Source organism: Caulobacter sp. GW821-FHT12A07 (assembly GCF_058807655.1).
Window position 1 is genome coordinate 185,244 of record NZ_JBXAQX010000001.1, and the last position, 12,497, is coordinate 197,740.

Consider the following 12,497-nt stretch of genomic DNA (forward strand, 5'->3'; position numbering starts at 1 on the left):
GCGACCGCGAAACCGCCTGCAAAATCAAGGAACGCCGCTCGCTTCCGAGCGGGTCCGATCGTGAGGAGAAAGACCACATGGCCCTTCGCGTCGCCATCAACGGCTTCGGCCGCATCGGCCGCCTCGTGCTGCGCTCCATCGCCGAGAACGGCCGCCGCGACATCGAGGTGGTGGCGATCAACGATCTGGGCCCGGTCGAGACCAACGCCCACCTGCTGCGCTACGACAGCGTGCACGGCCGCTTCCCGGGCGTCGTCACCTCGGGCGAAGACTGGATCGACGTCGGCACGGGCAAGATCAAGGTCACCGCGATCCGCAACCCCGAGGAACTGCCGCACGGCGACCTCGGCGTCGACATCGCCTTCGAGTGCACCGGCATCTTCACCGCCAAGGACAAGGCCGCCCTGCACCTGAAGGCCGGCGCCAAGCGCGTGCTGGTCTCGGCTCCCGCCGACGGCGCCGACAAGACCATCGTCTACAAGGTCAACCACGAGACCCTGACCGCCGACGACATCATCGTCTCGAACGGCTCGTGCACCACCAACGCCCTGGCCCCGGTGGCCAAGGTCCTGCACGACCTGGTCGGCATCGAGCGTGGCTACATGACCACGATCCACAGCTACACCGGCGACCAGCCCACGCTGGACACCATGCACAAGGACCTCTACCGCGCCCGCGCCGCGGCCCTGAGCATGATCCCGACCTCGACCGGCGCCGCCAAGGCCCTGGGCCTGGTGCTGCCGGAACTGAAGGGCAAGCTCGACGGCTCGTCGATCCGCGTCCCGACCCCGAACGTCTCGGTCATCGACCTGAAGGTCGTGCCCTCGCGCGACACCACGGTCGACGAGGTCAACGCCGCCCTGCAGGCCGCGGCCGACGGCGCCATGAAGGGCGTGCTGTTCACCACCACCGAGCCGCTGGTCTCGTCGGACCTCAACCACATCGCCGCCAGCTCGACGGCCGCCCTGCCCCAGACCCAGGTCATCGAGGGCAAGCTGGTCCGCGTGCTCAGCTGGTACGACAACGAGTGGGGCTTCGCGACCCGCATGAGCGACACCGCTCTGGAAATGGCGAAGTTCCTCTAAGCAGCCGACCCGACCCCCGCCCTTCCAAGGGCGGGGGTTTTGCTTGGCCCGCCGGCAAAGGACCTAGATGACGACCCTGTCCACAGAACCACTCGTCCGGGCGCATCCGATCGCCCGCCTGTGGACCTGGATCGTCTCGTTCGTTCTGTATCTTACGGCCCTGCCCGTCGCGCTTTGCGGCTTCACGGCGGTGACCCACTGGGAGGCCCGCGCCGCGCGCAAGGAAGCGCTGCTGGCCGAACCTCCGCTGCTGGACGTTCCCCTGCTTCAGAGCAACGCGGCCGTGATGGCCGCGGTCGTGGGCTGGCTGGCGGCCCTGGGCCTGCACTTCTACGCCTCGCGCCGTCGGCGCATGCATCTCGCTCACGTGGTGGTTCCCGCCGCGATGTTCCTGTTGTCCATGGTGGCCGGCTTCTGCGTTACGACGGCCGGCGCTACTCGCTAGATGGAAAATCCATGACCTTCCGCACCCTCGACACCGCCGATCTCGCCGGCAAGCGCGCCCTGGTCCGGGTGGACTTCAACGTGCCCGTCGACGGCGGCCGGATCACGGACGACACCCGGTTGCGCGCGGCCCTGCCGACGATCAGCTACCTGTCCAAGCAAGGCGCCAAGGTCGTGCTGCTGGCCCACTTCGACCGCCCCAAGGGCAAGGTCGTGCCGGAGATGAGCCTGGGCTTCGTCGCCGAACCGCTGAGCAAGCTGCTGGAGCAGCCGGTGGCTTTCGCCAGCGACGCCATCGGTCCCGAGGCCGCCAAGGTCGTCGATGCGCTGGAGAACGGCGGCGTCGCCCTGCTGGAGAACGTCCGCTTCCACGCCGGCGAAGAGAAGAACGATCCCGAGTTCGCCAAGGCCCTGGCCGCTAACGGCGACGTCTATGTCAACGACGCCTTCAGCGCCGCCCACCGCGCCCACGCCTCGACCGAGGGCCTGGCCAAGCTGCTGCCGGCCTATCCGGGCCTGGCCATGCAGCGCGAGCTGGAAGCCCTGGACGCCGCCCTCGGCAACCCGAAGAAACCGGTGATCGGCATCGTCGGCGGCTCCAAGGTCTCGACCAAGCTCGACCTGCTCAACAACCTGGTCGCCAAGCTGGACCGCCTGGCCATCGGCGGCGGCATGGCCAACACCTTCCTCTTCGCCCAGGGCCACGACGTCGGCGGCTCGCTCTGCGAAAAGGACCTGGCCGACACCGCCCGCGAGATCATCGCCAAGGCCGAGACGGCCGGCTGCGAACTGCTGCTGCCGGTCGACGTGGTGGTGGCCAAGAAGGTCGCCCCGGGCGTCGAGACCGCCGTGCGCGGCCTTGGCGAAGTGCAGTCCGACGACCTGATCCTCGACGCCGGCCCGGAGAGCGCCAAGAAGCTTCTGGCGGCCATGGATCAAAGCGTCACCTTGATCTGGAACGGCCCGTTGGGCGTTTTCGAGGTGCAACCGTTCGATGAAGCGACCGTTTCGGCGGCGAAACACGCGGCGGAACTGGCTAAATCGGGTAAGATCGTGGCGGTTGCAGGCGGCGGTGATACTGTCGCGGCGCTCAACCACGCGGGCGTGTCGGCCGACTTCACCTTCGTTTCGACGGCGGGCGGCGCGTTCCTGGAATGGATGGAGGGCAAGACGCTTCCGGGCGTCGCGGCCCTGGAGGCCTAAAGGGAGGACCTTCTCCGGCCAGCCGAACGGCGCCGGACCTCAGCAAAGTCGGAACGCCCCGCCCCGAGCCTTTCGGGTCCGGGGCTTCCGCTCTCGGATCACCGGACGAGGAACCGGTCCCGGGAATCCTGGGCAAAGAGCGCAAAAGCGCCGCGCCCCAAAAGCAAAAAACACTTCAACGACTTCAAAGCTTGCAGGAGAAAGACCACGTGGCGAGGATCACGCTTAGGCAGTTGCTGGACCATGCGGCGGAGCATGAGTACGGCCTGCCCGCCTTCAACATCAACAACATGGAACAGGGCCTGGCCATCATGGAGGCCGCCGACGCGGTCGACAGCCCGGTCATCATCCAGGCGTCGCGCGGGGCGCGCAACTACGCCAACGACATCATCCTGACCCGCCTGATCGACGGGCTGGTCGAGCTCTATCCCCACATCCCGGTGTGCATGCACCAGGACCACGGCAACGGCCCGGCGACCTGCGCCACGGCGATCCAGTACGGCTTCACCTCGGTGATGATGGACGGCTCGCTGATGGAGGACGCCAAGACCCCGGCCTCCTACGAGTACAACGTCGACGTCACCCGCAAGGTGGTCCAGATGGCCCACAGCTGCGGCGTCTCGGTCGAGGGCGAACTGGGCGTGCTGGGCTCGCTGGAAACCGGCATGGGCGAGGCCGAGGACGGCCACGGCTTCGAGGGCAAGCTGTCGCATGACGAGCTGCTGACCGATCCGGACCAGGCGGTCGACTTCGTGCAGGCCACGGGCGTCGACGCCCTGGCGATCGCGATGGGCACCAGCCACGGCGCCTACAAGTTCACGCGCAAGCCGGACGGCGACGTCCTGGCCATGAACGTGATCGAGGAGATCCACCGCCGCCTGCCCAACACCCACCTGGTGATGCACGGCAGCTCCAGCGTTCCCCAGGACCTGCAGGACATCATCAACCAGTACGGCGGCGAGATGCCCCAGACCTGGGGCGTGCCGGTCGAAGAGATCCAGCGCGGCATCAAGCACGGCGTGCGCAAGATCAACGTCGACACCGACAACCGGATGGCCATCACCGGCGCCATCCGCAAGCTGCTGATCGAGAAGCCGCACGAGTTCGACCCGCGCGCGTATCTGAAGCCGGCCAAGGAAGCCATGCGCAAGGTCTGCCAGGCCCGCTTCGTCGAGTTCGGCTCGGCCGGCCACGCCAGCAAGATCAAGGCGATCTCGACCGCGGTCATGGCCAAGCGCTACGCCGCCGGCGAGCTGGACGCCAAGTTCGGCGCTCCGGCCGGCAAGGCCGCCGCCGAGTAAGGCTCGCCGCTTTCAGGCAGCTACAGAGGCCCTTCCGGTTCGCCGGGAGGGCCTTTTGCTTTGGTAGGTGATCAGGCGGCCAGGCGGTTGATCGCCGCGCCGGCCGCGCCGCACAGCAGGACGCCGCCGGTGTACCACAGGCCCACGAAGACGAAGGTCGAGTGCGGGCAGTGCAGGCCGTAGAGGCTGGCGGCCACGCCGCCGGCGAAGATCCCGGCGGCGAAGCCGGCCAGGGCCGGCCGCTCGCAGTCGGTCGCCCGCAGCGCCGTCAGGCTGAGCAGCAGGGTCGGCAGGGCCATGACGACGATGTTGAAGAAGCAGGCCGTCACCGAGGCGGGCCGGAACAGGCGCGCCAGGCTGTCCGGATCCAGGCGCAGGACCTCGGACACGCCGCCGACCAGGAACACCAGGGCCGCGGCCGCGGCCACCAGCACGGCGGTCGGCGCCGGCGGCCCCCGGCGCAGCAGGCGCGCCAGACCGTCGAACCCGGCCGCCCCCAGCGAGGCGGTGAAGACCATCTTCAGCCAGAAGAACGGGTGCTCCGGCGCGGTGTCGATGTCGGGCCGCAGGTCGAGCCAGAAGAACACCAGCAGCAGGGCCGCCAGCCCGCCGGCGACGCCGATCTCGACCAGCCGCCAGGCCGGGCGCGCGTCTCGCGGGCCGCGACCGGTCGAGCGTCGCGATACGCGGCGCGCCAGGGCCGAGAAGCCCTCATGATAGGTCGCGTCGTCGAAAGCCAACCGGCCGTTCCCCCGCAGCGATTATCGTCGCCGTCGTCCCCTGACGGCGCGCTTTTGAGATGCGATCTCATAAGCCGGGGCGAATGCGTAAAGACTGGGCAGCGGAAGTCAATACCGGCGTTCTCCGACTCCTGTGGAGCGGTTGTGGACGCTCTTCATTCGCGCATGGCGACACTTTCGGCGCCCGTCGTTCAGGCCGCGCGTTTCGCTCCGATCACGGATCGTCCTATTCCCATACGATCAACGAGGAGCGCCAGGACGCCGCCCAGGCCGTAGCAGACCAGGTCGCTCGGATCGAACACCCCGCCAAACACCACGCGGGCCAGGGCGTTGCCCTGCAGTCCGACCAGGGCCAGGACGTGCGCCGCCTGGCCAAGTTCGATGGCCACGCCCAGGCCGAAGGCGCAGGCCGCGGCGCTCGACGCATTCAACGGGGTTACGCCGCGAAGGCCGAAATGGACCATGGCCACGGCCAGCACGTCGCCCAGATAGGGCCGCACGAAACGGTCGCGCCACCACAGGGCGATGGCGACCTCGACCGCGAACAGGCCGATGGCGACAACCAGATGACCCAACCGAATACGCATGCCACTCCCCGTCTCGAGAACGAGGAGGAAGCCGCGTCGGGGCGATCAGTGCAAGGTGGGACGCACCGGCGCGCGCCGCCACAGCTGGGCGGTCAGGGCGTTGGCCACGCCCAGCCAGCCGAGGTCGGGCGACGAGGCGCCGCCGACCTTGCGGGCCTCGACGGCGTAGGCGGCCGAGGCGCCCAGCGAGGCGGTGGCCACGGCCAGCTGGCCGCCGCCCCGCTTCGTGCCGAACGCCAGCCAAAGGGCGTTGAAGCCCTGGGTCAGGCTCCACAGGGTCAGAGCGCGGGTGCGGGCGGGGCTGGACGGCGCGTTCCAGGTGCGCAGGCCCGACAGGGTCATGGCGATGAACAGCGGCGGCAGCAGCAGGCTGGTCAGAGGCTTGGGCTGGTGGGCGACGGGCTCGTGCATCTCGGCGTAGCCGACCGCGTATTCCTCGTCGTCGATCACCCGCTCGTGGCGTCGGCCCATCAGCGTCGCGGCCAGCAGCGCCCCGCCGGCCAGGGCAAGGCCTATGGCCAGTTGCGCGCCGGCGCTGTTTCCGCTGGTGTCCGGCTGGAACGCTTCGCGGCCGGCCAGGGTGCGATGGGCGTACGGCTTGCCGGTGGTGATGCGCATGACGGACTCCTCGATAACTTGGAACCGTAAACCGCTCAGCTTTCGGCTTGGTTCCAGATGACCCGCGCCCCCACGACTCCCATCCTGCTACGTCCCGCGCGCGCCGTCGAGGTCGAGGCTATCCGCGCGCTGGAACGCGACTCGGCCCAGCGCTTCGTCGGCTTGATGGACGCCATCGCCGCCGACGAGCCGACGCCTGCGGCGGTGCTGGTCCGGCGCATGGCCGAGGACGGCCTGCTGGTCGCCGAGGCGGACGGGGTCATCGCCGGCTTCGTCATGTTCCGGCCGCTGGAGGACGGGCTCTATGTGGAGCAGCTCGACGTCCTGCCCGCCTTCGCCGGCCGACGGATCGGCGCGGCCCTGCTGGACGCCGTCGCCGCGCGGACGAAGGGCGGCCTCGTCCTGTCGACCTTCCGCGACGTGCCCTGGAACGCGCCTTACTACGCGCGGCTGGGGTTCGTGGAGGTCCGCGCGCTGACGCCGGGCATGGCGGCGATCCGCGCCGAGCATCTGGCGCGGGGGCTGGACGAGGCGGCGCGGGTGTTCATGGCGCGGCCGGCCTGACGGGAAGAAACCTCGTCCTTCGACAAGCTCAGGATGAGGTTTCTACTGCGGCGCCTGCATTTGATCCTCACCCTGAGCCTGTCGAAGGGCGAGGATCAACGCACGAGCGCCTACCGCGGCAGCAGCGAGATCGCCGTGCTGGCCACGGTGCTGACCGGCAGGGCCTTGAGGTCCGGTGAGCGGATCACGGCCACGTGGCCGCGCGGGCCGCACAGGGCCGGGTCCGAAGCGTCGGAGAACAGGGCGATGGTCGGGGCTCCGGCCGCCGCCAGCAGGTGGGTCGGGCCGGTGTCGTTGCCGATCACCAGCGCGGCCTTGGCGCCGAGCACCGCCAGCTGGGCGAAATCGGTGCGGCCGGTGAGGTCGCGGGCCTGGCCGGCGGCCTTCTGAATCTGGCGGGCCATGGCGCTTTCCTGCGGACCGCCGATGATGACGATGTCGAGGCCCTTGGACTTCAGCAGCGCCGCCAGCTGGGCGTAGCTCTCGACCGGCCAGCGCTTCTCGGGCCGGTGGGCCGAGCCGCCGGGCACCAGCAGCACATAGGGCTTGGGCGCCACGGCCCCGGCCACCGGCCGGGCGTCCTTGTGCTTGCGCAGGATCCACGACAGGTCCGGCGGCGGGGCGCTGCCCGGCTCGATCGGCGCGTCGGGCCAGATACCGGCCTGGCGCAGCTGGTCGGCGTGCCGCTCCAGGGTGTGCATGTGATAGCGGGCGCGGCCGCGCTGGGGCAGGCTGGCGCCCTTGGCGATGCCCGACCACTGCGGCGGGAAGGGCCGCAGGGCCTGGAAGTACCAGCCGGTGCGGCTGTTGGTCTGCAGGTCGTAGACGCGGTCGTACTTGGCCTTGCGGATGCGGCCCAGCATCTTGAAGAGGTCGCCGGCGTCGCTGGGACGGCCATCCACCTCGACGGCGTTGAAATAGGGCGACAGGCGCGCCAGGGCTTCGAACGGCGGGGTGGTCAGCAGGGTGATCTTGGCGCGCGGGTGAGCCTCGCGGATCTTCTTCATCGCCGCCAGGGCCAGGACGAAATCGCCCAGCGCGCCCAGCTTGATGACCAGGACCTTCTTGATCTCCTTGCTCAACCCTTCGACTCCGAAACTCTCGCACCGGCCCTATGGGCCGCGATCACGCGCGCATAGACCTTAAGGGTCGCCTCGACCATGGCGTCCACAGAATACAACCGGCGGGCTCGGGTGCGGGCGGCCTGGCCCATGGCCTGGCGTCCGGCCGCGCCCGCCTCGCAGGCGTCGTTCAGGGCCTTGGCCCAGGCCTCGACATCGCCGGGCGCGGCCAGCCAGCCGGTCTCGCCGGGGACCACCGTCTCGCGCGTCGCGCCATGGTCGGCGGCGATCACCGGACGGCCCATGACCTGGGGCTCGACCGCCGTGCGGCCGAAGGCCTCCGGCTCCAGCGACGGAGCGATGGCCAGATCGGCCAGCAGGTAGGCGGCCGGCATGTCGTCGCAGTGGCCCACCAGCTTGACGCTGTCTTCCAGGCCGGCCTGGGCGATCATGTGCTCAAGCTCGGCGCGATAGCCCTTGCGGCCCTGGTCGTCGCCGGCCAGCAGCAGCAGGATCCGGGAGTCGCCCAGGGCCTTCAGCCGGGCCAGCGCCTGGATCGCCAGCCCCTGCCCCTTCCAGCGGGTCAGCCGGCCGGCCAGCAGCACCTTCAGGCGTCGCTCGTCGGGGGCCACGCCCCAGGCCTGGCGAAGGGCCTCGACCCGGTCGGCCGAGACGAAGCCGGGCTCGAAGCGCGACAGGTCCACGCCGCGCGGAATGGCCACCACCCTGTCGGGATCGATGCCGTGCTCGGCGATGACGTGGGCGCGGGTGTATTCGGAATTGGCGATCACCAGGTCGCCCTTGGTCATCACCGCGTTGTACCAGCGCTTGAGGCTGGATTTCGCGTTGTAGACCCCGTGATAGGTGGCCACGAACGGCGCCTTGGTCGCCTGCGCCGCCCACAGGGCCGAGAAGGCCGGGGCGCGCGAACGGGCGTGGACCAGGGTCACCTTCTCGCGGCGGATCAGGTCGATCAGGCGGGCGGCGTTGCCCAGCATCACCAGCGGGTTCTTCGACTGGGCCGGCATCTGGGCCAGGCGACCGCCGTCGGCCTCCAGCCGCGCGGCCATGCGGCCGCCTCGGGTGGCGACCAGGGCCTTGCCGCCCAGGGCGACCACGCCATGGGCCACGTCGATCGTGGTCTGCTCGGCGCCGCCGGTCTCCAGTTCCGGAGTCACCTGCAGCAGGGTGAAATCATCGGGAAGGATGGACACGCCGCGCTCTGAAGAGGTTAGGAGAAGCTAGTTAGCGAAACGAACAAGGCCGCGCCATGACCGAAGTCCGCGATTTCCATCCGCGCGAGGAAAATCAGCGTCTCGCGTACCGCCAGGTGGACGGCGAAGGCCCCACGGTGGTCTGGCTGGGCGGTTTTCACTCCGACATGACCGGAACCAAGGCCCAGGTCCTGGCCGAACAGGCCCTGGCGACGGGCGGCGCCTATCTGCGCTTCGACTATTTCGGCCACGGCGAATCATCGGGCGACTTCAAGGACGGCACGATCAGCCGCTGGCGCGCCGACGCCCTGGCGGTGATCGACGCGTTGACCGAGGGTCCGCTGGTGCTGGTCGGCTCGTCGATGGGCGGCTGGCTGGCCTGCCTGGCCGCCATCGCCCGGCCCGAGCGGGTCAAGGCCCTGGTGCTGGTCGCCCCCGCGCCCGACTTCACCGAAAAGCTGATGGGGCCCGAGCTTTCGGAAGAGGCCAAGGCGGCGATCGAGCGCGACGGCTTCTGGGTTCGTCCCTCCGAGTACGACGACGACGGCTACGCCATCACCCGCGAGCTGCTGGAGGACGGCGCCCGTTGGTCGATCCTGCCCGGCCCCGTGCCGATCGACGTTCCGGTGCGCGTTCTGCAGGGCGGCCAGGACGACGCCGTGCCCTGGACCCACGCCCTGGAGCTGGCCAACGGCCTGACCAGCCAGGACGTCGTCTTCTCGCTGATCAAGGACGGCGACCACCGCCTGTCGCGCCCGCAGGACCTGGAACGCCTGACCGCCGCCGTCGCCGAAGCCCGCGTGTTGGCCACGCCGGTCGACGACGACCCGGTCGCCCGCCGCCTCGCCCGCGCCGCCCGCGCGCGCTCGGCGGGACAGGCCCCGACGGCCGCTTGGGCCGCGGCGGACCTGGGGGACGAGGAGGAGTAGAGACCTTCTCGCCCGGTCAAAACAAACGTCAGGCGTCATCGATCCCGATTGACTCACCCAAGGTTGCATATCATCGTTCTTTGAAATCCATGTGAAGGCCTTGCCGCCTTTGCTGGACTGGAAGGCCGAGCAGCCGGGGGGCATGCCTATGGGTCTGACGACGAACAACGGCCTGGCGCCGTTCATCCTGGCGCTGCTTTTCGCCTGCATCGCGCCGGCGACCTTCATCTATCTGCGCCATCAGGTGCGCCTTCAGAGGCTGCGGATTCTCGACCAATTCCAGACGACGTTCGAGCAGGGCGGCCGGCGGCGATCTGGGCCTTCCGAGGAGACGGAGCGTCCCGCCGACAAAGGAGCCGAACCGAGCCGGACAGCGGGCCCCATAGACGGCTACGTCACGTCTCTCGAGTACACGCGGGAAAAATATCTCGAAGACCTGAGCGACGCTCAGGCCACCATCATCAAGAACAAGCAGCATATCGCCTGGCTGCGTGTCGCAAGCAGCTGGCGCCTCATGGCCGCCGCGGCGCCCTTCGCCCTGCTTTCCGCCTTCGGCTTCTACCTTCTGCTCTGCTGTCTGGGCACGGCCTCGTGGGACGTCCTGCTGGAAAAGCCGTGGCGCCCCGTCCTGCTCGTCGGCGGCCTGCGCCATCCCGACGAGGCCTATGTCGGCGAGGTGCTGACCGTGGCCGCCTTCGCCTTCCTGGGCGCTTACCTTTTCGCGCTCAACACCCTGGTCAGGGCGGTGGCCACGTTCGACCTCTCGCCGCTCACCTTCACGCGCCTGTGCGTGCATGTCGTGATCGGGGTCGCCGGCGCGATAACGCTCTTCCGGGCCTTCCCCGACCTGATCACGATGCTCCCGCCTCTGGAGAATGTTCCGATCGTCAACACGCTCGACGCCGACGGACTGCCGTTCACCTGGTACGCCGCCGCCTTCATTCTCGGGCTGCTGCCCGATCTGGCGGTCAACGAGCTGATCAGCAGGTTTCAGAACCTGCAAGGCTCCAAAATCAGGGACAACAGCCTTCTGGCCTCGACCAAGTCGATCTCGCCGGAGGTGATCGACGGAATAGACTTCTTCATCCGCTTTCGGCTGCAGCAGGCCGACATCTACGAGGTCCAGCACCTGGCGGTCGCCAATCCCATCATGCTGTTCGTCGAGACCCCCTACGGCATCTATCAGTGCATAGACTGGGTCGCCCAGGCGCAGTTGTGCACCGTCGTCGGTCCGGAGCGCTTCCTGGCGCTGAGAAGCTTCAACATACGCACCGTCTTCGATGTGGAGCGCGCGATCCTTGGGGAGAAAACGACATCGCAGTTGCGCCGACTGGTCGGCGCTCTGATGTTCACCATCCCGCCCGAGCAGCCCAAACGCGCCTGGCGCTTCTGGGATCTGAGGAAAGCCACCAATCCCGGTCTCGTAGGCTCGACCGAGTTCGGCGACTACGTGGCGCAGTTGCTGGGTGAGATCCCGACCGACCAGCGAGGCCGGCCGATGCCCGACTCACCCGATCAGACGCTCATCCATTTCGCCAACATCGTCCTGGATGACCTGCATGTGCACCGGCTGCGCGACATCTGGCTGCTGATCGAGAGCCGCTTGAAGCGAAGCGGCAGGTTGCTGCCGGACTCGATCACCTAAGCTCCCTACCCCTTCAAGATCGCCGCCAGTCCTTCGCGATAGGTCGGGTACTTCGGCCGCCAGCCGAGCTCGGCCTTGGCCAGGGCGTTCGAGACGCGCTTGTTCTCGGCGTAGAAGCGGCGTGTGGCGGGCGACAGGCCCAGGGCGTTGAACGGCAGGTCGGGCGGGACCGGGACGCCCAGCAGCAGGGCGGCGTGCTCCATGACGTCCTGCGGCGGGGCCGGCTCGTCGTCACACAGATTGTAGACGGCGCCGGCGCGGGGGCGCTCCAGCGAGGCCAGCAGGCCGCTGACGATGTCGTCGCGGTGGATGCGGCTGAACACCTGGCCCGGCTTGACGATGCGGCGGCCCTCGCCGGCCTTCAGGCGGTCGAAGGCGCTGCGGCCCGGGCCGTAGATGCCCGGCAGGCGGAAGGTCACGACGGTCAGCCCCATGCCCCGGCAGACCTGCCGCCAGTCGCGTTCGGCGCCCACGCGGCGCGCGCCCTCGACCGACTGGGCCTTCAGCGGGCTCGATTCGAACACCCAGCGGCCGTCGAAGTCGCCATAGACGCCGGTGGTGGAGAGATAGCCGATCCAGTCGGGGAAGGCCTCGGCGGCGGCCAGGGCGGGAATCACCGCCTCCAGGGCCGGGCAGCCCTCGCCGGTCGGCGGCGAGGTGACCAGCACGGCGTTGACGCCGCGCATGGCCTCGACCATCGCGGCCTTGTCGTCGGGGTCCACCGCCGCGAAGCCCTGGGCCTCCACCGCCGCCCGCGCCTCGGGCGTGCGCCCCGTCGCGGTCACCGACCAGCCTTGCGCGGCCAGAGATTCGGCGAAAGCGGCGCCGACGAAGCCCAATCCGAACACGAAGAGACGCAAACCCAGGCCCCGACCTCAAATCCAAGGGTCCAATGAGCCGCTCAAACGGCCGGTTCCGCAAGTGCGACATTCATCCCCATGAAGTTGGCCAACAGCGCTTGCCAAGCCCGGATCGCTCTGCCATAAGCCGCCTCCTCGTCGCGGGGCGCTGTTTTCAGCCTCTTCGATGCGGGCGTAGCTCAGTGGTAGAGCGCCACCTTGCCAAGGTGGATGTCGAGAGTTCGAATCTCTTCGCCCGCTCCATTC

13 protein-coding genes and 1 tRNA gene are annotated in these 12,497 nt (G+C 68.9%); 8 read left to right on the forward strand and 6 right to left on the reverse strand.

The window, feature by feature from the left end; all coding sequences use genetic code 11:
- Positions 1-77 precede the first annotated feature (77 nt).
- The 4 genes from gap (at position 78) to fba (ending at position 4,033) form a co-directional block, all read left to right on the forward strand.
- Positions 78-1,085 carry a type I glyceraldehyde-3-phosphate dehydrogenase gene (gap, locus tag AC1RRS_RS00835; RefSeq protein ID WP_487288554.1) on the forward strand — a complete coding sequence of 336 codons (1,008 nt, stop codon included), beginning with the start codon at positions 78-80 and terminating at the stop codon, positions 1,083-1,085.
- Between the two features lie 67 nt (positions 1,086-1,152).
- Positions 1,153-1,530 (forward strand): hypothetical protein, encoded by a 378-nt coding sequence (locus AC1RRS_RS00840; RefSeq protein ID WP_492853540.1) that lies wholly within the window; start codon positions 1,153-1,155, stop codon positions 1,528-1,530.
- Between the two features lie 11 nt (positions 1,531-1,541).
- Positions 1,542-2,732, forward strand: coding sequence for a phosphoglycerate kinase (locus AC1RRS_RS00845; RefSeq protein WP_492853541.1), 1,191 nt, complete (start codon positions 1,542-1,544; stop codon positions 2,730-2,732).
- 209 nt (positions 2,733-2,941) lie between these two features.
- Positions 2,942-4,033 (forward strand): class II fructose-bisphosphate aldolase, encoded by a 1,092-nt coding sequence (gene fba / locus AC1RRS_RS00850; protein WP_110119539.1) that lies wholly within the window; start codon positions 2,942-2,944, stop codon positions 4,031-4,033.
- Positions 4,034-4,104: 71 nt separating this feature from the next.
- On the opposite strand, the gene AC1RRS_RS00855 is transcribed toward fba, so the two are convergent.
- The 3 genes from AC1RRS_RS00855 to AC1RRS_RS00865 form a co-directional block, all read right to left on the reverse strand.
- Positions 4,105-4,773 (reverse strand): NrsF family protein, encoded by a 669-nt coding sequence (locus AC1RRS_RS00855; RefSeq protein ID WP_492853542.1) that lies wholly within the window; start codon positions 4,771-4,773, stop codon positions 4,105-4,107.
- Positions 4,774-4,964: 191 nt separating this feature from the next.
- A complete protein-coding gene (locus tag AC1RRS_RS00860; protein ID WP_492853544.1) occupies positions 4,965-5,360 on the reverse strand; it encodes a ribosomal maturation YjgA family protein in 396 nt (131 codons plus the stop codon).
- 45 nt (positions 5,361-5,405) lie between these two features.
- On the reverse strand, positions 5,406-5,978 hold the full coding sequence (locus AC1RRS_RS00865; RefSeq protein WP_492853545.1) for a TspO/MBR family protein: 573 nt from the start codon (positions 5,976-5,978) through the stop codon (positions 5,406-5,408).
- 57 nt (positions 5,979-6,035) lie between these two features.
- Here AC1RRS_RS00865 and AC1RRS_RS00870 point away from each other — a divergent pair, with 57 nt between their 5' ends.
- Complete coding sequence (locus AC1RRS_RS00870) at positions 6,036-6,542, forward strand: GNAT family N-acetyltransferase (protein WP_492853547.1); 507 nt, start codon at positions 6,036-6,038, stop codon at positions 6,540-6,542.
- Between the two features lie 110 nt (positions 6,543-6,652).
- On the opposite strand, the gene AC1RRS_RS00875 is transcribed toward AC1RRS_RS00870, so the two are convergent.
- Both AC1RRS_RS00875 and AC1RRS_RS00880 read right to left on the reverse strand, forming a co-directional pair.
- Positions 6,653-7,624, reverse strand: a complete 972-nt coding sequence (locus AC1RRS_RS00875; protein WP_492853548.1) for a glycosyltransferase family 9 protein — start codon at positions 7,622-7,624, stop codon at positions 6,653-6,655.
- Positions 7,621-8,817: a glycosyltransferase family 4 protein gene (locus tag AC1RRS_RS00880; protein ID WP_487288545.1), complete on the reverse strand. Its 1,197-nt coding sequence runs from the start codon at positions 8,815-8,817 to the stop codon at positions 7,621-7,623. The genes AC1RRS_RS00875 and AC1RRS_RS00880 overlap by 4 nt, the downstream gene beginning before the upstream one ends.
- Positions 8,818-8,873: 56 nt before the next feature.
- Between AC1RRS_RS00880 and AC1RRS_RS00885 the strand changes: the two genes are divergently transcribed.
- Together AC1RRS_RS00885 and AC1RRS_RS00890 are read left to right on the forward strand one after the other, a co-directional pair.
- Entirely contained in the window at positions 8,874-9,746 is an 873-nt protein-coding gene (locus tag AC1RRS_RS00885; protein ID WP_492853549.1) for an alpha/beta fold hydrolase, read from the forward strand.
- 91 nt (positions 9,747-9,837) lie between these two features.
- On the forward strand, positions 9,838-11,391 hold the full coding sequence (locus AC1RRS_RS00890; protein WP_492853550.1) for a hypothetical protein: 1,554 nt from the start codon (positions 9,838-9,840) through the stop codon (positions 11,389-11,391).
- A gap of 5 nt (positions 11,392-11,396) precedes the next feature.
- On the opposite strand, the gene AC1RRS_RS00895 is transcribed toward AC1RRS_RS00890, so the two are convergent.
- The gene (locus tag AC1RRS_RS00895; protein ID WP_492853552.1) at positions 11,397-12,251 is read right to left on the reverse strand and encodes an SDR family oxidoreductase; all 855 of its coding nucleotides are present in this window, start codon (positions 12,249-12,251) and stop codon (positions 11,397-11,399) included.
- Between the two features lie 168 nt (positions 12,252-12,419).
- On the opposite strand from AC1RRS_RS00895, the gene AC1RRS_RS00900 reads away from it, so the two are divergent.
- Positions 12,420-12,494 (forward strand) — tRNA-Gly (locus AC1RRS_RS00900).
- Positions 12,495-12,497: the final 3 nt, after the last annotated feature.

What these genes read in the sequence shown, in the direction of transcription:
- gap (WP_487288554.1), top strand. Translation starts at nt 78, where the DNA reads ATGGCCCTTCGCGTCGCCATCAACGGCTTCGGCCGCATCGGCCGCCTC.
- AC1RRS_RS00840 (WP_492853540.1), top strand. Translation starts at nt 1,153, where the DNA reads ATGACGACCCTGTCCACAGAACCACTCGTCCGGGCGCATCCGATCGCC.
- AC1RRS_RS00845 (WP_492853541.1), top strand. Translation starts at nt 1,542, where the DNA reads ATGACCTTCCGCACCCTCGACACCGCCGATCTCGCCGGCAAGCGCGCC.
- AC1RRS_RS00860 (WP_492853544.1), bottom strand. Translation starts at nt 5,360, where the DNA reads ATGCGTATTCGGTTGGGTCATCTGGTTGTCGCCATCGGCCTGTTCGCG.
- AC1RRS_RS00865 (WP_492853545.1), bottom strand. Translation starts at nt 5,978, where the DNA reads ATGCGCATCACCACCGGCAAGCCGTACGCCCATCGCACCCTGGCCGGC.
- AC1RRS_RS00870 (WP_492853547.1), top strand. Translation starts at nt 6,036, where the DNA reads ATGACCCGCGCCCCCACGACTCCCATCCTGCTACGTCCCGCGCGCGCC.
- AC1RRS_RS00885 (WP_492853549.1), top strand. Translation starts at nt 8,874, where the DNA reads ATGACCGAAGTCCGCGATTTCCATCCGCGCGAGGAAAATCAGCGTCTC.